Origin of the sequence: Paraburkholderia gardini, assembly GCF_907164575.1 — a bacterium.
GTDB lineage: Bacteria > Pseudomonadota > Gammaproteobacteria > Burkholderiales > Burkholderiaceae > Paraburkholderia > Paraburkholderia gardini.
Genome location: NZ_CAJQYY010000008.1, coordinates 142,825 through 160,876, shown reverse-complemented (window position 1 = coordinate 160,876; position 18,052 = coordinate 142,825). Strand labels below are relative to the sequence as shown.

At 61.8% G+C, this 18,052-nt stretch carries 18 protein-coding genes; 6 read left to right on the top strand and 12 right to left on the bottom strand.

All coding sequences use genetic code 11. From position 1 onward, the window contains the following. The first annotated feature begins 117 nt into the window (after positions 1-117). The 3 genes from LPA34_RS08865 (at position 118) to LPA34_RS08855 (ending at position 3,789) form a co-directional block, all read left to right on the top strand. A complete protein-coding gene (locus LPA34_RS08865; RefSeq protein WP_228977083.1) occupies positions 118-1,512 on the top strand; it encodes a hypothetical protein in 1,395 nt (464 codons plus the stop codon). A 191-nt stretch (positions 1,513-1,703) separates the two neighbouring features. Further along, positions 1,704-2,699, top strand: coding sequence for an aldo/keto reductase (locus LPA34_RS08860; RefSeq protein ID WP_228977081.1), 996 nt, complete (start codon positions 1,704-1,706; stop codon positions 2,697-2,699). 331 nt (positions 2,700-3,030) lie between these two features. Continuing rightward, entirely contained in the window at positions 3,031-3,789 is a 759-nt protein-coding gene (locus LPA34_RS08855; RefSeq protein WP_228977079.1) for a molybdate ABC transporter substrate-binding protein, read from the top strand. Positions 3,790-4,092: 303 nt separating this feature from the next. Here LPA34_RS08855 and LPA34_RS08850 read toward each other — a convergent pair whose 3' ends face one another. Beyond that, positions 4,093-5,073: an NmrA/HSCARG family protein gene (locus LPA34_RS08850; protein WP_061939274.1), complete on the bottom strand. Its 981-nt coding sequence runs from the start codon at positions 5,071-5,073 to the stop codon at positions 4,093-4,095. 104 nt (positions 5,074-5,177) lie between these two features. Here LPA34_RS08850 and LPA34_RS08845 point away from each other — a divergent pair, with 104 nt between their 5' ends. Together LPA34_RS08845 and LPA34_RS08840 are read left to right on the top strand one after the other, a co-directional pair. Next, positions 5,178-6,107: a LysR family transcriptional regulator gene (locus LPA34_RS08845; RefSeq protein WP_089165707.1), complete on the top strand. Its 930-nt coding sequence runs from the start codon at positions 5,178-5,180 to the stop codon at positions 6,105-6,107. A gap of 295 nt (positions 6,108-6,402) precedes the next feature. Further along, positions 6,403-6,882, top strand: a complete 480-nt coding sequence (locus LPA34_RS08840) for a VOC family protein (protein WP_228977077.1) — start codon at positions 6,403-6,405, stop codon at positions 6,880-6,882. Between the two features lie 177 nt (positions 6,883-7,059). On the opposite strand, the gene LPA34_RS08835 is transcribed toward LPA34_RS08840, so the two are convergent. Then, positions 7,060-7,665: a hypothetical protein gene (locus LPA34_RS08835; protein WP_228977075.1), complete on the bottom strand. Its 606-nt coding sequence runs from the start codon at positions 7,663-7,665 to the stop codon at positions 7,060-7,062. Beyond that, positions 7,634-7,840: a hypothetical protein gene (locus LPA34_RS08830; RefSeq protein ID WP_228977072.1), complete on the bottom strand. Its 207-nt coding sequence runs from the start codon at positions 7,838-7,840 to the stop codon at positions 7,634-7,636. The genes LPA34_RS08835 and LPA34_RS08830 overlap by 32 nt, the downstream gene beginning before the upstream one ends. Positions 7,841-7,927: 87 nt before the next feature. Between LPA34_RS08830 and LPA34_RS08825 the strand changes: the two genes are divergently transcribed. Then, the gene (locus LPA34_RS08825; RefSeq protein ID WP_228977071.1) at positions 7,928-8,410 is read left to right on the top strand and encodes a hypothetical protein; all 483 of its coding nucleotides are present in this window, start codon (positions 7,928-7,930) and stop codon (positions 8,408-8,410) included. Between the two features lie 351 nt (positions 8,411-8,761). On the opposite strand, the gene LPA34_RS08820 is transcribed toward LPA34_RS08825, so the two are convergent. The 9 genes from LPA34_RS08820 to LPA34_RS08780 all read right to left on the bottom strand — a co-directional run bounded on the left by LPA34_RS08820 (position 8,762) and on the right by LPA34_RS08780 (position 17,823). After that, a complete protein-coding gene (locus tag LPA34_RS08820; RefSeq protein WP_228977175.1) occupies positions 8,762-8,899 on the bottom strand; it encodes a hypothetical protein in 138 nt (45 codons plus the stop codon). 590 nt (positions 8,900-9,489) lie between these two features. After that, complete coding sequence (gene ptsP, locus LPA34_RS08815) at positions 9,490-11,475, bottom strand: phosphoenolpyruvate--protein phosphotransferase (protein WP_228977069.1); 1,986 nt, start codon at positions 11,473-11,475, stop codon at positions 9,490-9,492. Between the two features lie 94 nt (positions 11,476-11,569). Beyond that, a complete protein-coding gene (locus LPA34_RS08810) occupies positions 11,570-11,953 on the bottom strand; it encodes a PTS glucitol/sorbitol transporter subunit IIA (protein ID WP_228977067.1) in 384 nt (127 codons plus the stop codon). Positions 11,954-11,976: 23 nt separating this feature from the next. Next, positions 11,977-12,993 (bottom strand): PTS glucitol/sorbitol transporter subunit IIB, encoded by a 1,017-nt coding sequence (gene srlE / locus LPA34_RS08805; RefSeq protein WP_228977065.1) that lies wholly within the window; start codon positions 12,991-12,993, stop codon positions 11,977-11,979. Between the two features lie 57 nt (positions 12,994-13,050). Beyond that, complete coding sequence (gene srlA / locus LPA34_RS08800) at positions 13,051-13,605, bottom strand: PTS glucitol/sorbitol transporter subunit IIC (RefSeq protein ID WP_228977064.1); 555 nt, start codon at positions 13,603-13,605, stop codon at positions 13,051-13,053. Positions 13,606-13,732: 127 nt separating this feature from the next. Then, positions 13,733-14,161 carry a transcriptional regulator GutM gene (locus LPA34_RS08795; RefSeq protein WP_228977061.1) on the bottom strand — a complete coding sequence of 143 codons (429 nt, stop codon included), beginning with the start codon at positions 14,159-14,161 and terminating at the stop codon, positions 13,733-13,735. Between the two features lie 236 nt (positions 14,162-14,397). After that, on the bottom strand, positions 14,398-15,753 hold the full coding sequence (locus tag LPA34_RS08790; RefSeq protein ID WP_228977059.1) for an acetoin dehydrogenase dihydrolipoyllysine-residue acetyltransferase subunit: 1,356 nt from the start codon (positions 15,751-15,753) through the stop codon (positions 14,398-14,400). 1 nt (position 15,754) lies between these two features. Continuing rightward, a complete protein-coding gene (locus LPA34_RS08785; RefSeq protein WP_267478868.1) occupies positions 15,755-16,765 on the bottom strand; it encodes an alpha-ketoacid dehydrogenase subunit beta in 1,011 nt (336 codons plus the stop codon). Then, positions 16,762-17,823, bottom strand: coding sequence for a thiamine pyrophosphate-dependent dehydrogenase E1 component subunit alpha (locus tag LPA34_RS08780; RefSeq protein ID WP_228977057.1), 1,062 nt, complete (start codon positions 17,821-17,823; stop codon positions 16,762-16,764). Before LPA34_RS08780 ends, LPA34_RS08785 begins: the two co-directional genes overlap by 4 nt. Positions 17,824-18,052: the final 229 nt, after the last annotated feature.

Sequence of the window (18,052 nt, the reverse complement as noted above, 5' to 3'; positions counted from 1 at the left end):
TAAGCGAGGGGCATAACTGAAGTGCCCGCGTTTGCTGGCGCACATACCTGCCATGTGAATGATGCGGTACTGCGCCCATTCTATCCTCGACACTTCGTCTCGCAGGAGTGCCCAGACATGTCACGGAAAGCATCGATCGCAGGCGTGTTGCTCTTCACGTTGCTGGCGCCGTGTTCAGCGACCCGTGCCGACTCCGGGAAGATCGTGGACATCGCATTCTCAAACGGGATGCGAACCAACTTGCAGGGAGCCGTCGATCATCTGGTACGTCTTGTCGCCGACGTCCGCGATGGCGGCAGGCGCCCCAATGCCGGGCGCAATGTCATTCTTCTCTATCATGTTGGCGCGACGGGGAAGAATCTGCAGGAAGTGGCGCTTCAAAAAGTTCTGGAAACCAGGGATCCGGAAGCGGTTGCCGCCATTACCCGTGCGCATTTTGAACTGCTTCTGGAGAAGCCGGATTTTTTGAGCCCCTACGTGAAGGAACTGGCGACGGCGGCTGCCGATCCGGTGGAGGATCTCCGGATTCGCACGATTAATCTGCTCGACCCGCCGCAAACCGTGCTGATGGAAACGCTTGATGATGCGAAGAAGCTTCACGACGCCCTCCAGACTGGCGCGGACCTTCTGCTGGTTTCGCATTCACAAGGCAATCTTTACTCCAACATGGCGGTTTCGGCGCTCCAGAAAAACCTTGGCGACACGCAACGCGCGCGCTTGCATGTGGTTGGAGTCGCAGTTCCCGCAGCCTGGATCGTCATGCCGAACGGATCGAAAGCGCAAACCAACTACATGACAAGCTGGTTTGACGGAATCATCGGCGGACTACGGGGCTACATCAAGGCGAACAATCCCGCCATGGATGTCAGGAATTTCGACCCGCCGCTCAAGCCGAACATGGTGGCCGCGTTCGACTTCCTGGGTGGGCACGACTTCGAATCCATCTATCTGTCCTCCGGCAGCGAGAGCAACAAGATCTTCCTCTCGCTCGTCGACTGCGTGCTCAGGACGGCAAACGGCACCTGCAATCTGGACAATCCGGTGACTTCTTCACCCCCTCCTCCGAAGAAGATCGCGAGCCAGTATTTTCGCAAGCGTCCGGAGAATCCGCCAAACGATGCACCGCCGCCGCCCGTCTCCATGGCTCAAGAGTCGTATCCTGCGAGCGTTATCGAGAAGATTCTCGTCAAATATCCCGAGGGCATGAGACCCGAAGTGCGGCAATTCGCGGAGCGCCTGTGGGCGTTCTGGGTGACGGCAGCGAAGGCAGGTAACTTCGATCAAATCCGGTCCGAAGAGTACGAGATGGCTGCAAGCGAGATCCAGCTGCTGGCCGACATGCAAATTCGATTTCCGGCATTATCCCGCGATGAACTGCTTCGGGACATCCAGGCCGCGTTGTGCCAGGACGCACAGGTTTTTAGCAGCTATGTCCGTGCGGACAGACTGGTAAGCGGCCACCCACTCGAAATCCGGATCGAAAAGTACGTGCGCGATTTCATGAAGCTGTAGCCGGGCAATCCCCCGACGTCATCAACACGCAAAATCGATCGCTGACAGCGCGGCATGGATTCGGGCACCTGCCACGTCTACAGCGTCCGCCTGGTTGTTACACTATGAATGAAAGGCCACTGGCACTGATGCAGTGCGGCTCATTGAAACGCCAGCGACGTAACTTCGCAAAACACAGGACGAGCACTTAAATGACACTTTTGAAGAGAAAATTTGGTCGTACCGGCTGGAATGTGTCGGAAATCGGTTTTGGAGCATGGGCGATTGGCGGCTCGTGGGGCGGCGTCGCCGAAGACGACGCCAAGGCCGCGCTAAACGCCGCGCTCGATAACGGCGTTACGTTCATTGATACGGCAGACGTCTACGGTGACGGTCGTTCGGAACGGATTATCCGGGACGTGTTGCGGCAACGAGGCGGCGAGCGTCCCATCGTGGCGACCAAGCTTGGGCGTCGACTCGACCCGCATGTAACCAGTGGCTATACGAACAGGCGTGAGCTCGCGGGTTTCATCGACCGGAGCCTTTCGAACCTGGGCGTCGATACGCTCGACCTGGTGCAATTGCATTGCCCGCCGACGGAGGTTTATTACCATCCCGAAGTGTTCGACGCGATGGACAGCTTTGTCGCTGCCGGCAAGATCCGCTTCTACGGCGTGTCGGTCGAAAAGGTCGAGGAAGCGCTGAAGGCGATCGAGTATCCCAATGTGGTGTCGGTGCAGATTATCTACAACATGTTCCGTCAACGCCCTGCCGATTTGTTCTTCAGGCAGGCGCAAAAGAAGAACGTTGCAGTCATTGCGCGAGTGCCTCTGGCGAGCGGGATGCTGACAGGCAAGATGTCCGCGAATTCGGTTTTCCCGTCTGATGACCATCGTGCTTTCAACCGCCATGGCGAAGCGTTCGACGTCGGCGAAACGTTCTCCGGGGTGCCTTATGACATCGCGTTGAAAGCGGTCGACGAGCTGCGCGGCCTCGTATCGGTAGACGCCTCCATGGCGCAACTGGCGCTTCGCTGGATTCTCATGGAGGATGCCGTCTCCGTCATCATCCCGGGCAGTAAAAACGCGGTCCAGGCGGCGTCGAACGTCTCGGCTGCGAGTCTCGCGCCGCTGTCCGATGAGGCCATGCAGCGCGTCCGCGAAGTCTATGAGCGCCATATAGCGCCTCAGGTCCACCAGCGCTGGTAAAAAATTTCCAGCCAGTGGAGGGGCGCCGCGTCGCTGTCATTCGACGGGCCCCCTCGGTCGGCGCTGCTCCGTTCCATCATTTGCCGGACGCTCATGGGTTTGCCGGCCGCTTATCGCAGGTGTACGCTTTCCGTGTACCTGGAATCAATAGCCTCTGACCGCCTGGCTGCGATGTGCGGGGTGCGCCGGTAGCGCTCTGCAAGCACTGAGTTTCGACCCGGCCTGCTATGAGTGAAGGCTACAGGTTGTGTTAGTGAATCGTTTGCAGAACTTCCATGTGCGTTGACCAACACCCAGCGCCAGACGTTCGTCAACAGGACGTGCCGATTCCATGAACGCAAAATTTAACCGCATCAGCCTGCACACTTTCCTGGCAGGCTCATTCTTTATGTTCGCTGCAACAGTTCAAGCAGTCGACATCAAGGTCATGAGCGATAGCCCACTCGAGCCTGCGCTAACCAGGGTCGTCGATCTTTATCGCCAGCAGACACATAATCAGGTCAGCCTGGTTTTCGACCCATCGCCTGTTGTGAAGAAAAGGATTGAAGACGGCGAAGCGGCCGACGTTGTTATCGTTCAGCCGGACTTTGCTGAGGACCTTACGAAATCGGGCAAAGCAAGTGCTGGAGACAGACCGGTAATCGCACACGTTGGCGTCGGCCTCGGTAACCGCAAGGACGGCCCGGCGTACGATATTTCAACTGTTGAAAAGCTCAGGAGCACGTTGCTCGGTGCAGACCTCCTTGTCTTTAACAGTGTTAAATCGGGGCAGGCCTTTGCAAGCACCCTTGAGCGGCTGGGAATCGCAGAAACACTCAAGCCGAAGATTGTCCGCACGACGCCCAACGGGATTTTTGAACCTGTGCTAAAAGGCAACGGCAATGATATGGTGGCCGGTACGATACCGCTCATCGCGACGACACCCGGCATAAAGCTTCTTGGCCCGCTTCCGGGTGATCTCCAGAGCACTCTCACGTATACCGCCGTGCTCATGGCGAACACCTCACAACGCGATACAGCTGAAGCTTTCATCAAGTTCCTGGCATCGCCAGAGGCAAAGGAGACTTTCGCCGCGAACGGTGCCAGGTGAATTAACAGACCGCCGAAAAACTCAGCGACCGGGGTTGGCTCGATCTTGTCGCGGCGAGAGGTGGAGAGCGTTTGGGCACACCCTCGCTTGCGAATGGTTCCGGATCATGAGTCCGGGCGGGACGCCATGCAGTATTTCTCTTGAGGAAGACGCGCGACTGCGGCGACAGCAGGAGCTGGGCGCAGGCCGGTAACCGTGCTCGACGTTCCACGAAGATAGCCCTGAAGTGAAGGTCGTCGAGAAATGTCGCTGTCCGGCCATGAGCCGTCCGTCGCGTATGGCCGCTTTGGGCGGACGTAGCTTCTATGTGCCGATTGCAACACCGAAGCTCATATGCTCTCCCCGCCAACCACTTCGTCGAAGAAAGTCTTCCCAGGTCAGTGCGGTCGGATCATTTCGTCGGCTCCATGCCAGGTCCCGGTCGGGTGCGTAGTACCCGTATTCGACCGCGTAGGTAACCATTCCCACGAGCTCGCGTACCAGCCACTCGTCGGCACCGAATGCGGGGAAGTTCTTTAGCAAATCCTCGCGTGTGTATGCAGACGTGTAGTGCGCACGCACCCCCGAAACGCGCACGAAAGTTTCCACAAGTTCGCGCGCAGTCAGTACCTCACCGATGACAGGTAATGTTCGGCCGGAATACGACTCCGGATTGTCGAAGTGCGCCATCACCGCCGGACCGGTCGCGGTCAGCGGATCAACGAACGGCACGGGCGTGTCGGGCGGTAGGTAAACCGGGAAACTCAAGCCGCCGTCAGTTTGGGGGCGGGGCAGATAGTGCTCAAGAAAGTTGCTGTAGAAAAAGGCAAGTTGGATGAATGAACTGTGAAGCGGCAGTGTGCGCAGGTAAGCTTCCACTAGGGCCTTCTCGGTGAAGTGTGGCGCCCACAGAGTGCCGCCAGTGCGATCGTCGACATTTTCGAGACTACTCCAGACGACATGCTCCACGCCCGCGGCGAGCGCCGCGTCAGCCAGCTCCATGCCCAGCGCTAATTCGGGACGGCCCGGCGGCGGTACGGGCGCAATTGGCGGCGTCATCAAAAAAGCGCCGTGCGAGCCTCGCAAAGCCGCGGCAAACTGCGCTTTGCGCCCCGCTTCCAGCGGTGCGACGACGACCTCGGCGCCGCGCCGGGCCAGTTCGCGCATCGGTTCGCTATCGACGCTTCGCGCCAAAGCGCGCACTCGATAGCGACCGCTATCCAGCAGCGTGCTGGCCACGCTGCGGCCTTGCTTGCTGGAGGCACCAGCTACGGTAATCAGAGGCATTGATGATAAATGGGACATGCGATTTCTCCGGACAGGCACGCAACACGCGCGCCGACATGTGCAGTGTGGGCAGAACCTCGCACGGAGTGAAATCGTCGGTCTTCTGGTCTACTATCCATGCAATGGATACCAACCGGTTGGACCTGAATTTACTTGTCACCCTAGAAACCTTGCTGGCAGAGCAGAACGTGACGCGCGCCGCGCGCCGCTTGCATCTGAGCCAACCGGCAGTGAGCGCACAGCTCGCGCGCCTGCGCGATCTGTTCGACGATCCGTTGCTGATTCCGGCGCAGCGTGGCATGACTTCCACAGCAAAGGCCGATGAACTTCTGGCGCCTCTACGTGATGCTTTAGACCAAGTGCGCGCCACGGTGGGCCGTCATGTGCACTTCGATCCTGCGCAGGCCCGCCTGACTGTGGCTATCGCCTGCACGGACTATCTGGAGGCTGCATTGGTGCAGCCGCTGGTATTGCAGTTGCGCCAACAAGCGCCCGGCGTGAGGGTTGCGGTGCGTTTCCTGGACATGCCGCAACTAGCAGCGCAGATGGCCCGCGGGGAGGTAGACCTCGCGTTGATGACGCCCCGCGACGCCCCGACCAACCTGCGCAGCCGTCACCTGTTCGACGAGCGCTACGTGCTGATAGGCCGTCTCGGCCACCCGCGTCTGCGCCGCAAGCTCACGGCGGCACAATTTGCACAGCTGGAGCACATCATCGTGTCGCTGCGCGGCGGCGATTTCTCCACGCCCGTGGATGATATGTTGGCGAGCCTAGGTCTCCAGCGCAACGTGGTGCTGTCCGCGGCCTCGTTCCTGGTTGTGCCTGACATCGTGGCCCGCTCCGACCTCGTCGCTCTAGTACCGCAACGACTCGTGCGCGATCGGGTCGACGCGTTGATGATCGTTGACTGCCCTATTCCCGTGCCGAGCTTCGAGGTGAGCATGCTTTGGCATGAGCGAAGCCACGGACATGCCTCCCAGCGCTGGGTGCGCGAGTCGCTGAGGGCACTGGTCGCCAGCTGGGGCGAACCCGCGAAGATAACGCGACGATAGACCGGTAGTCCCGGGCGGCAGCGCGCGGTGCAACGACTAAGTCGAAGCCAGACCGCCCCTTTGAACGACCGCTTCCCGGTGACCAATCTGGGAATCCGAATGGCGAATATGGGTCGACTGCGGCTAGTCGCAATCCACCCCTGTTTCGCCGATGTTTCAGGATTCGAGCTTGCGCATTTCGAACTCAGCAGCCAGGCTATTAGAGACAGTCAATGCCAGATGTCTCGATGGCATGAGCGTCAGGATGCTGCCCTCAAAGCCGGTTGACGGCACGTGTTTCTGAAAGGAGATTGCGATGGCTGAGCTCGTAACATGCTTGTGGTTCGATCAAGGTAAAGCGCGCGAGGCGGCGGAGTTTTACGCCGCCACCTTTCCCGACAGCCGTGTCGACGCAGGTCATGTATCCCCTATACCGGGCATTGGGCAGGGTCCTGAGCTGACGGTCGAGTTCACCGTGCTCGGCCGGCGCTTCGTAGGGTTGAACGGCGGGCCCAGTTTCAAGGCGAATGAGGCGGTAAGTTTGATGGTCCAGACGGATAGCCAGGAAGAGACCGACCGTTATTGGAACGCCATTACCGGCAGTGGCGGAGAGGAGGCACCTTGCGGCTGGTGCAGGGACCGCTGGGGCTTTTCGTGGCAGATCACGCCGAGGCGGCTGCTCGAGCTCGTCAACGGACCCGATCACGATCCCGCCAGGCGTGCGATGGACGCGATGATGAAAATGAAGAAGATCGATATAACCGCGATAGAGCGCGCAGCGGCTACTGCCAATTAACACGCAGACGCGGCGGTTCGGCCAGTCAATCGATGTTGCTGGCCATGAAGCCTTGACGATTTCAGACTGGCGACAATCCGGCGGTTCACCGCGAAGTCTGGGTGCGATGCATCCATGGTCCGGCGACGCGCAATTGCGCAATGCCAGTTGCGCGCGCCGGACACCGCACCATCAAGGTCAGTGGTTAGCCCACCACTCGGTCGCTTTCTGCTTGTCCCAGGCGGGCAGCACGTCACGTTCGATTGATGCGCTGCTCAGCGCCGGGAAGTCTTTCCTGAACGCCGACACGTCGTCGTCGAACTGGTCCGACACGGTGATGTCCCACGTCCCGCCACTAAAGCCCGTTGCCGCCTGATCGATCAGGGGGATGAGCGGCCCTGCACGGAACTCGCCGTCTTTGCGTTCGACGACCGTGGCGTCGATGTGTCCAAGGTACATGATGGAATTCGGCTTGATTTCGACGACCTCGTGAAGCGGTGTGAAGAACATGCCGTGGAACGGGAATATGCCACTTTGCCCCGTGATTCCGCGCATCACATACTTTCCGGGAGCGAGAGGAAGTCGAATGAAATAGTGGTTACCGGAGTCGCCCGTCGTGGTTGCCTGATCGTCAAACCTGAAATTCAGCCGGTCTTCGCGACTGTCCGCCGCTCCGCGCTCCATGTTCACCACGATGGGGCTCGGCTGATAGCTCGTATGGTACGCATTCTTGAGTGTCACCGTCATCAACGCATACGAGTTCTTCGTCGTATCAACGGAACTCGTTGTCGTCGTCGGTGACATGGTGGAAACGGTCGCGCAGCCGGAAGTCAGCAGCGTGCCTGCGATAGCGAAAATTGCTATGTACTTTCTCATTGCAGACCGGATTGGGAGTAGTGGTTAAAGCCTGGGCCAGAATCTGGATTTCCCGGATGAGGGAATCGCCGCTGTCGATAACGCGGCGTGAATGATGTGCCACCCGGCACATGTCATGTAAACGACAGGCGAGAAAAAAACTTGAGTGTGCCGTTGACCTGGGTACCTGGAATTACGGCCGTCAATCCAGTTGACAGCAGCACTCGGTTCAGCCGCAAAGGAGCGCTCGACGGGACTGTCTACATCGTCGAAAATTGAACTTCATTTCACGGACGATATCGTGCCCATGCTGAGAAGAAGAGCATTCGCCACATTTCTATGCACCGCCTTGTTCGCGGGCGGTGCAGCTTCGGAACAGCTACAGAGACCACCAGGACCGGTGATGATGGTCCATTTCGATTACTACCCCAGGGACCGCGCGCGGATTCACATTCTGGAACATCGGCTGGAAAGCGCGATTAAACATGCGGGTGTTGGCGAACTCGGCGAGACCGAGTTTCATATTGACGGCAACGATGGCTATTTGTATATGTATGGCCCCGATCCCGATCGACTGTATGTCGTGGCAAGTCCAATCCTGAAATCGTCCAGACTGATGGCCGGCGCCGAAGTCACGAAGCACTACGGTTCACGCACGGAAAGTTTCGTGATGCACCGGGACGATATGCGATAGCGATATCTACCCCAGCGTGACAGTCGACATTCACGGTATGCAGGAGACCGTGCTATCTGCTGCCTTCATCGTCAGCGCGAATTCTTCAGCGACACCCTCCCCGCAGACTCACCCCTCACCCCATCCGCGAAAAATCCCTTCTGTGATGCCGCGATTGCGCGCGCCGCCTGCGTCCACGCTGGCTGGCGGGACGCAGATCGGCGGTATGCCGCGGCGCCCGTTCGTCATCGTCCGTACAGTACGTCGCGACTTCGTTGTCCGCTGCCGCGCGGGAAGGCTCGGCGGCAAGACACGACCGGAGAAAATCAGATAACAGCTTATGCATGTTCAATCCCGGAATGGTGAGCCGGATCATCCAGCCGTGGCGACCGGTTCCAGGCGTTGCGCGCCCCGCCGGCGCGATGCGTCGCGCGTGCCGGACGTATCGACGACGCTATGGATCAACGGGTCCATCTCCTTGATGATGTCGGCGAGCACGGTGGTGATCACCGCGAACTCCCTGCCGGACTGCCCTGCCCGGAAACGTCTTCGTAGCGTGTTTGTGTCTGCTGTTTCATGTAGGAAGCGTGAGAAGACCCGGATCAGGAAGCCCGTCGGCGGACCACACACTGGCTTTTCGCCAGCGCAAAAAAAAGCGCCCCGAAACGTGCGCGCCTCCGATTGCTCGTTCAGCGCGAATCACGTTTCGGGACGCCGTTGTCCCTGATGACGGCCCGACGACAGGCAGTCAGCACATATTCGATGTATTGGAGTCGCCATTGACCCTGGCGTGAGACATGCAATTTTCATGCCCCAACACGCGCAGCACAGCGTCCGGGCGAGATTCGGGTGAGCGGAATCTGACCGTCGCGACTTTGCGCAATGTCCCGCGCAGGGAGGCTGCGGGCGCCTCTGCCAGGTCGCGCGGCACACGATTGTCGAGTGAAGAAGACACTCGCGGCCCGCTTGCGCGGGAACGCGCCATGCACTGCATTGAAGACTTAACGATTCACGAAATGAACCATATTGGTGCATTCATGCCGCATGACGCACCATCTTCGCCCATAAAGCGCGCGGCCGAAGCGCCACCGTTCACGACATCAAAGCTCGCAAACGATCTTCTTCGCGCGCAACACCGACGATGGGCTCATGCTCAATTCGCTGACGCCCAGGCTCACGAAAAGCGGAATCATCTCCGGCCTCGCGGCCGCCTCGCCGCACACGGCAACAGGGATACCCGCGTTTCTGGCCGCCTCGCACACCATGCCGATCGCGCGCAGCACGGCCGGATGATCCGTGCGATAGAGCGACGCCAGATCCGGATTCATCCGGTCGGCGGCCATCACGTATTGCGTCAGATCGTTCGTGCCGATCGAGAAGAAATCGACTTCCTGCGCGAGCAGATCGGCGGTAAGCGCGGCAGCCGGCGTCTCGACCATGATGCCGAGCTTCGGCTGCCCCCACGCGACGCCTTCGCGCGTCAGTGCTTCGGCGCAGATGGCGATCAGCGCTTTCACGCGACGCACCTCGTCGACGTCGTCGATCATCGGGATCATCACCTGCACGTTGCCGAGCGTCGCAGCCCGTAGCAACGCGCGCAACTGCGGCATGAACACGTCGGGCCGGTCGAGGCACATCCGCACGCCGCGCCAGCCGAGAAACGGATTGTCTTCCCTGGGGAAGACAATGCCGGGCACTGGCTTGTCGCCGCCCACGTCGAGCGTGCGGATCACGACCGGCCGTGGATGAAACGCCTGCGCGAGCTTCGTGTAGATCGCGGCCTGCTCGTCCTCGTCCGGCATCGTGCGTCGGTCCATGAACAGCAGTTCAGTGCGAAAGAGGCCAACGCCCATCGCGCCCGCCTCGCGCGCGGCGTCGATCTCGGCAAGCGAGCCGAGGTTCGCCGCAATCTCGACATGGCGACCGTCGCGCGTGACAGGCTCGACGTCGCGATACACGCTCAACGCCGCGTGACGGCTCTTTTCCTGCGCGATGCGCGTCGCGAATCCCGCCTCCACGTCCGGTGACGGATCGAACCACACGCTCCCCTGCGCACCGTCGAGCGCGACGCGTGTCGCGCTCCGCAGCACCGCTTCGTCGACCGGCAGGCCGAGCACCGCCGGAATGCCATGCGAGCGCGCCATGATCGCGAGATGCGACGTCGCACTGCCCTTCGTGCAGACAAGCCCGACGATATTCGCGACCTGGGCGCGCGCGAAATCCGGCGCGCTCAGTTCGGCAGCAAGCACGACGCACGGCCTCGACAGACTGGCAAGGCTCACGTCTTCCATGCCGAGCAGCCGCAATGCCACCTGACGCGTGATGCCGTGGATATCGTCGGCGCGACTGCGCAGGTATTCGTCTTCCATCGCGAGAAACGCCGCCGCGAGTTCCTCGCCCACCTGCAATGTGGCCGCCGCCGCATCCCAGCCCGACGCGATACGCTGCTTCACCGCGCCGGAAAACTCGTCGCTTTGCGCGACGTCGGCGAGCGCTTCGACGATATCTTCGTGACAGCCCATCGTCTTGAACTGCTGGTCGAGCGCAGCAATCGATTCGGCGAACGCAACGCTAAAGCGGTCAAGTTCCGTGGCGACTTCGTGCGGCTCGATGAACTGCCGCGTCGCACGAAGTGCTTCGGGCAGGTACACAAACGCTTCACCGCATGCAAGGCCTTCGCTGGCCGGCACGCCGCGCACATGCTGCACGGCGCCAGGCACGGCAGGTTCAGCCTGCGCAACGTGTGAACCGCTGACCGGCGCCGAAGCCTCTTCCGTATGCACCGGCTTTGCAGGCTGAACGCCCGCCGACGGCTCGGTCAGAAACGCCAGCAGCCGGTTCAGCGCCACGCTTTCATCGGAACCGTCGGCGCGCAGCAGGATCTGGTCGTCCTGCTTGATGCCGAGCAGCATCAGCTTCACGGCGCTCTTCGCGTCCGCGCTCGTCGTGCCGCGAAAAATCTGCAGCGAACAGGAAAACTCCTTCGCGAGTTTGGCGAACTGCGTCGCCGGCCGCGCGTGCAGACCTTCGCTTACCTTCACAACGATTTCGGTTTCCAGCATGGCAAGACCTTCCTGTCCAGTCATGTTTCAAAGCGCGTATCTCACAGCCCGTATTTCACAGTCCATGTTTCACACCACGCACGCATCGCGGCGAACTCACCGCGCTCACCGCGATGCGTCACAGATCCGCGATTTCAATCACCGCGCCGCTGCGAATGCTGGCGAGCAGCGCGGCCACATCGACCGGTTGCGCGCAGATTTCACCGGGGCGCTCGGCCGCAGGCGAGCCATTGAAGTTGATCACGACGTGGCCCAGTTCATTCACCTTGTTCCACGCCGTCGGCCCGACCGCCGTCACGAACGCGCTGACATCGCCGATACGCAGTTGCGAGCCGACCTGCGGCGCCTTTTCGTGCGCCGCTTCGACCCGATGCAGCACCGACACCTCAGCGAGTTCCGGCGGCGCGCCGTGTGCATACAGAATCAGCACGCCGCCTTCGAGCAGATCGCCCACTTCCGGACCCACCTCTGAAATCACAGTCTTGTAGTAATGCATGGTCATTCTCTTTCGTTCCCGGACAGCAGTTAGAGTGCAAAGCTCGCGGCCCACGCGATCAGAACCGATATCGGCCCCATGATCTGCCGGCTGATCAGCACAGCCGGCACGCCGATACGGATTGTCTCCGGTTTCGCTTCGCCAAGCGCCATCCCGACCGGCACGAAGTCGCAACCGACCTGCGTGTCGTACGCGAAGAGCGCGGGCAGCGCCATCTGCGGCGGAATCGTACCGTTGCCGATCGCGGGCCCGATGATCGCCGCGCCGATCACCTGCGCGATGACCGCGCCCGGGCCGAGCACCGGCGACAGGAACGGCAGCCCGCAGATCGCCGACAGCACGATCAGGCCGATGATGTTGCCGGCGAGCGGCGACAGCAGATGCGCGAGGCCCGTGCCGATCCCCGTCGAATTGATCACGCCGATCAGCATCGTGACGAACGCCATGAACGGCAGCACGTTGCGGATCACGGTGTCGATCGCCTTGCGGCCGCTGTTGAACAGCACGTTGACGACGCCGCCCATGCCGCGCCCGATCGACGTAATCAGGCCGACGACGCCGCGTGAGTGCTGCGCCGCTTCCTCCAGGACCACGGCCGCGCCGGCCGGCGCCCCGAACGGGGACGTCGCATGCGAGGGGCCGGTCGACGAAGCGGCGGAATCGCCGTCATCGATACTCGTCAGATGCTCAGGTGTCACGCCCGACACGTAGGTGTCTTCGGTGATGAACTGCGCGAGCGGGCCGGATTGCCCGACCGAAGTCAGATTGATCGTCGGAATTTTCTTGCGCGGGTACACGCCGCAGCGGGCGGTGCCGCCACAATCGATCACGACCGCGGCCATTTCCGATTCGGGCGGCGGCGTGCGAAAGCCGTCGACGAGCACGCCGCCCGTCATCTCGGCCAGCACCTTCGCCAGTTCGGGAATGTTGCCGCCGGTGACGGCGACGATCTTGTTGCGCTCCGGCGTCGGCCGGATCAGGAGCGGGCCGCCCCAGCCGTTCGGCCCGCGTTCGACCCGGACGGTTTTATATACGCGTGTGTCCATTTCAGATGCCCCTCTGTCTCGATGTTGTGATGTCCGGTTGCCCGTAACGGCAATGCCTCACAGCTTGATGTTTTCCCGATGCGCCAGCATGCGGGTCAGCGCCTCGGTGAGAATCCCCTTCAGCAGATTCACGAACAGACCGACGATCAGATAGAACAACGCGAGCTTGGGAATCGAAAACGGCGCGGCATGGCTTTCCGCGAGTTTCGCGATGCCGGCGGCCACGCCGAGCCAGACAAAGAGTTCACCCGGATTGCAGTGCGGGAAAAGCCCGGTGATCGGATGACACAGCGAAACGGCCGAGTCGTAGAATGCGGGCTTGTGCTTTTCTTCCAGAAACACGCCGAAGGTGTACGCCATCGGATTGGTGAGGAAGAACATCGCGAGCAGCGGCAGCAGCGTGTAGCGCGTAATGGCGTTCTTCGAGAAGAAGCGCGCGAGCCCCTGGATCCGGTGTTCGCCGACGAGCGCGATGATCGTGTACACCGCGGTCAGCAGCACGATCAGCGTGGGCAGGATGCCCGTGACGAAACCCACAAACGTTTTACCGCCGGCGTTGAAGATGCCGATAAATCCTTCAGCGAGATGCGTAAGCCAATCGAGCATGAACATGGCGAATCTCCCAGATAAACCGAAACGATCGCGAAAAACTCCACACGGCGGTCACCACGCGGAGCCGGACAGAATGCAAAAGCGATAGAGCGGAAAGACAGGAAGTCGTGAGGCCTGACCGCCCGGATCAGGCCGGCGCTTCGGCGGCCTGCGGCGCTTCCCCGGGAGGCGCTTCGGCCGCGCGGTGCGCGCGTTCGAGTGCATCGATGGCGGCCTTCACGATGCTGCCGCGCAGCTTCGCGCGATGCAGGCGCTCGACGAACGCTTCCATCGAAAGCTCTTCGAAGCCGGGGTGAGGTTGAAAGCGCGTGAAGACCGTGAAACCGGACATGCTGAGGAACTGGCAGACCCGCATATCGGCCGAGAGCACGACGATGGCAACCGCGCCACGTCCAAGCCTGACCTTGCAGGAGCCTACGCCAAGAAAGCCGCTATGCCAGCGACGCGCCGCATCCTGCACGGCCTCGCGATAGCGGCGCATCTGATACAGCGAACCCACCAGCTGCAACGCCCAGAATACGGCCAGGGCGAGCAGGGCACCGCGCACATAGTCCATCGTCGTCTCCTGATTCTTGACTGGAGCCTTCGCGCGCCCGACTGCTGCGGCACCGTTCCACGGCGGGCTCTCTACATCCACTTTCGGTGAACATCTTGTACTTTCGATAATACAATTGTTCATTTTCGTTTGCATTGGGGAAAACGCGGGTGATGCGCCCTCTTCCCTTTGCCATTCATCCATCCCGAAGCCGGCGTGCAAGGCACGGGTTGCGGGCACAACGAATTAAAGCAGCGTCATCCTACCGCGCCACGACGCATGACGCTCTCTCCCAATGCAGTCGCGACGTTTTCGGCAACGATTCTCGCGACCTCGTCCTGTGCCTCGACCTGCGGCAGATGGCCGGTGCCGGCAAAACGATGCACGGCGATCCGGCCGGGCAGGCCTTCGGCATGTCGCGCCGGCAGGATGCGATCCTGCAATCCCCACACGACGCGCACCGGTACGCCTGCACTCACCTGCTCCAGCGCGCCGCGTAGATCGAGGCTTTGCGTGCCGTCGGGGAAAAACACGTCGGCGAGGATCGCGAGGCGTTCGCGCACTTCCGCGCTTTCGAGCTGCTGCCGCGCGGTGGCGACAAACGCGTCGTCCATCCGCGAAGGGTCCGCGAAAAGCTGCTTGAGCCATGCAGCGAGACTCGCGCGCTGCGTCGACTGCGTCACGCCGCGAATGAACGCGCCGTTGCATTCCGGCCCGAGCCCCGCGGGTGCGATCAGCGTCAGCGATCTGACACGCACGTGCGCCTGCGATGCAGCGACGGCCAGCGCGATCGCGCCGCCAAACGAATGACCGACGAGGTGACATGCGCCGACACCCCCGGCAAGCAGCGTTTCCTCGACGGCCGACACGATCGCGGCGATCGAACCGGCCGCTTCGCCGGACGATTTGCCGTGCGCGGGCAGATCGACGGCCAGCATCCCAAGGCCCGGATCGGCGATGACGCCGAGACTCCGGCTAAACGGACGCCAGCTGTTCAATTCGGCGGCGAAGCCGTGCAGCAGCACGAGCGGCACGCCGCTTGCGTCCTTGCGCAGCCACAGCGTGTGAAGCGCACGCGCAGCTTGCGTCGCCGGGGTGCTGCCGGGCGTGGGTGGTTTGTCGGCGGGGGCACGCAACACATCCTGTGCGCCGATTCTCCCGTTAGGACCCGTGCCCGCGATGGCGACCAGCTGCAAGCCCCGTTCGCGCGCAACCCGTCGAGCCGCTGGCGTCGCGCGCAGGGTGTCGTCGGGGCGGGCGGGCGTCTGCGCGTCCGAAGACCCGGATGCCACTGCGGGCGTGTCTGCGGGCGAGGCTTCTTCCTGCGCCGACGATGAAACATCCGCCGCCCCGCCGTGCTCCTGAAGCGCTTCCCCGCTCGCGTAGATCCACGCGACCGCCGTGCCAACCGGCACCGTCTTGCCGACCGGCGCACTGATCTGGCGGATCAAGCCGCTCGCGGGCGCGTCGATTTCCATCGTCGCCTTGCTGGTCTCGATCTCGAAGATCAGCGTGCCTTCGCGCACCTCGTCGCCCTCGCTCACATGCCACGCCGCGATCATCCCTTCGGTCATGTCCATGTCGACACGCGGCAGGATCACTTCTGTCGGCATGTCAGGTCCTCCGGCCAGTCGCGCGCCGCGCCGCCGCGACGATGTCGTCGACCTGCGGCACCGCTGCCTTTTCCAGCTCGGGGTTGTACGGCAGCGGACAATCCGCGCCGCCAAGCCGGATCACCGGCGCATCGAGATAGTCGAACGCCTCGCTCTCGCACGCAATCGAAGCGATCTCGGCGCCGATGCCCAGTTGCTGCACGCCTTCGTACACGCAGATGAGCCGCGACGTCTTGCGGATACTCGTGATGATCGCGTCGCGATCGATCGGCCGCACGCTGCGCAGGTCGATCACTTCCGCGTCGATGCCTTCCTGTTCGAGCACCGCCGCGGCTTCGAGCGAGCGGATCGCCATCATCGATGTCGCGACGATCGTCACGTCGCGGCCCGCGCGCCGGATCGCGGCCTTGCCGATCGGCTCGGTGTAATAGCCTTCAGGAACGGGCCCTTTGCTTTTGTAGAGCAGCTTGTGCTCGAAGATCATCACCGGGTCCGGATCTTCCAGTGCGGCCAGCAGCAGGCCCTTGGCGTCGTGCGGCGTGCTCGGCTGGATCACCTTCAAACCCGGCACGTGGGCGAACCACGCTTCGAGACTCTGGCTGTGCTGCGCCGCCGCGCCCGTTCCCGAGCCCGCCGGAAAGCGCATGACGAGCGGCACCGACACTTCGCCGCCGAGCATGAAGCGCATCTTCGCGGCCTGATTGACGATCTGCTCCATCGCGAGCGTCGCGAAATCGGAGAACTGGAATTCGTAGATCGGGCGCGATCCGGTCATCGCCGCACCGACCGCGATGCCCGCGCCGCCGAGTTCCGAGATCGGCGTATCCATCACGCGGTCGGCGCCGAAGCGCTGGTACAGGTCGCCCGTGACCTGAAACGCGCCGCCATACACGCCGATGTCCTCGCCCATCAGGAATACGCGCTCGTCGCGCTCCATCGCGATCGCCATGCCTTCCTGGATCGCCTGCGCATACGTGAGTTCACGTACTTCTTCACGCACTTCGGTGCTCATGGCTGGCTCCCGGCAGCGGCCGTGCTGGTTTGCGGGCCCGCTTCGGAATAGACGTAGCGGGTCAGTTCGGAAAGCTTCGGCGAAGGGCTCGCCTGCGCGAATTCGAGTCCTTCCTGGATCTGCGCTTCGACTTCGTCGTAGAGCGCGGCGAGCGTCGCTTCGTCCGACATGCCGTGTTGCAGTAGCGTCTGCTGGAAGCGCGCGATCGGATCGCGCTCGCTCCACGCGTCGATTTCCTCGCGCGTGCGGTAGCGGTTGCGATCGCTTTTCGAGTGACCGCGCAGCCGGTACGTTTCGCATTCGAGCAGCGTCGGGCCTTCGCCCCGGCGCGCGCGCGCCACTGCCTGCTCGCTCGCTTCGAGGACGTCGACGAAACTGTTGCCGTCGACCGTGACGCCCGGAATGTCATAGGCGAGCGCGCGTTGCGCGATGTGCGGCACGGCCGTCGAGCGTTCGACCGACATCGACATGCCGTACCTGTTGTTCTCGCAGACGAAGATCACTGGCAGCTTCCAGATCGCCGCGAAGTTCAGCGATTCGTGGAACGCGCCTTCGTTGTTCGCGCCGTCGCCGAAAAAGCACATCACGACGGAATCCTTGTGCTGCCTTTTAACCGACAGCGCCGCGCCGACCGCGATCGGCATGCCGCCGCCCACGATGCCGTTCGCGCCGAGGTTGCCGCGCGTCACGTCGGCGATGTGCATCGAGCCGCCGCGGCCGCGGCAGTAGCCGGTTTCCTTGCCGAAGAACTCGGCGAACATCCGCTTCGGATCGGCGCCCTTGCCGATGCAGTGCCCGTGGCCGCGATGCGTCGAGGTGATGTAGTCCGCGTCGGTGAGTGGCAACGTCGCACCGATCGCGCTGGCTTCCTGGCCGATCGACAGATGCATCGTGCCGTGGATCAGTCCGCGCATATATGCCTGCTCGGCGCTTTCCTCGAAGCGGCGCACGAGGATCATCTTGCGCAACGCCGCGCGCAGCACTTCGGGTGCGTGATGGCGCAACACCGACGGCATCGCGGCGGACGGGCGCGACGGCGACTCTACGACCTCATTCATGTCTTTTCTCCTGTCGACCGGAGTTCGCGCTTTAGCTGTCGATCAGAGTTAGCGCTTTAGCGCTTACTCTGATCCCATGCAAAGCTCTTACTCCGGTCCCATGCAAGTCGCTTGCGGTCGACCGGAGTTCGCGCTTTAGCTGTCGATCAGAGTTAGCGCTTTAGCTGTCGACCGGAGTTGACGCTTTAGCGTCTTACTCCGGTCCCATGCAAAGCACTTACTCTGATCC

Bases quoted from the DNA above. Each gene is read 5' to 3' on its own strand.
- LPA34_RS08865 (WP_228977083.1), top strand. From the start codon at position 118: ATGTCACGGAAAGCATCGATCGCAGGCGTGTTGCTCTTCACGTTGCTG.
- LPA34_RS08860 (WP_228977081.1), top strand. From the start codon at position 1,704: ATGACACTTTTGAAGAGAAAATTTGGTCGTACCGGCTGGAATGTGTCG.
- LPA34_RS08855 (WP_228977079.1), top strand. From the start codon at position 3,031: ATGAACGCAAAATTTAACCGCATCAGCCTGCACACTTTCCTGGCAGGC.
- LPA34_RS08850 (WP_061939274.1), bottom strand. From the start codon at position 5,073: ATGTCCCATTTATCATCAATGCCTCTGATTACCGTAGCTGGTGCCTCC.
- LPA34_RS08845 (WP_089165707.1), top strand. From the start codon at position 5,178: ATGGATACCAACCGGTTGGACCTGAATTTACTTGTCACCCTAGAAACC.
- LPA34_RS08840 (WP_228977077.1), top strand. From the start codon at position 6,403: ATGGCTGAGCTCGTAACATGCTTGTGGTTCGATCAAGGTAAAGCGCGC.
- LPA34_RS08835 (WP_228977075.1), bottom strand. From the start codon at position 7,665: ATGTCACCGACGACGACAACGAGTTCCGTTGATACGACGAAGAACTCG.
- ptsP (WP_228977069.1), bottom strand. From the start codon at position 11,475: ATGACTGGACAGGAAGGTCTTGCCATGCTGGAAACCGAAATCGTTGTG.
- LPA34_RS08810 (WP_228977067.1), bottom strand. From the start codon at position 11,953: ATGACCATGCATTACTACAAGACTGTGATTTCAGAGGTGGGTCCGGAA.
- srlE (WP_228977065.1), bottom strand. From the start codon at position 12,993: ATGGACACACGCGTATATAAAACCGTCCGGGTCGAACGCGGGCCGAAC.
- srlA (WP_228977064.1), bottom strand. From the start codon at position 13,605: ATGTTCATGCTCGATTGGCTTACGCATCTCGCTGAAGGATTTATCGGC.
- LPA34_RS08795 (WP_228977061.1), bottom strand. From the start codon at position 14,161: ATGGACTATGTGCGCGGTGCCCTGCTCGCCCTGGCCGTATTCTGGGCG.
- LPA34_RS08790 (WP_228977059.1), bottom strand. From the start codon at position 15,753: ATGCCGACAGAAGTGATCCTGCCGCGTGTCGACATGGACATGACCGAA.
- LPA34_RS08785 (WP_267478868.1), bottom strand. From the start codon at position 16,765: ATGAGCACCGAAGTGCGTGAAGAAGTACGTGAACTCACGTATGCGCAG.
- LPA34_RS08780 (WP_228977057.1), bottom strand. From the start codon at position 17,823: ATGAATGAGGTCGTAGAGTCGCCGTCGCGCCCGTCCGCCGCGATGCCG.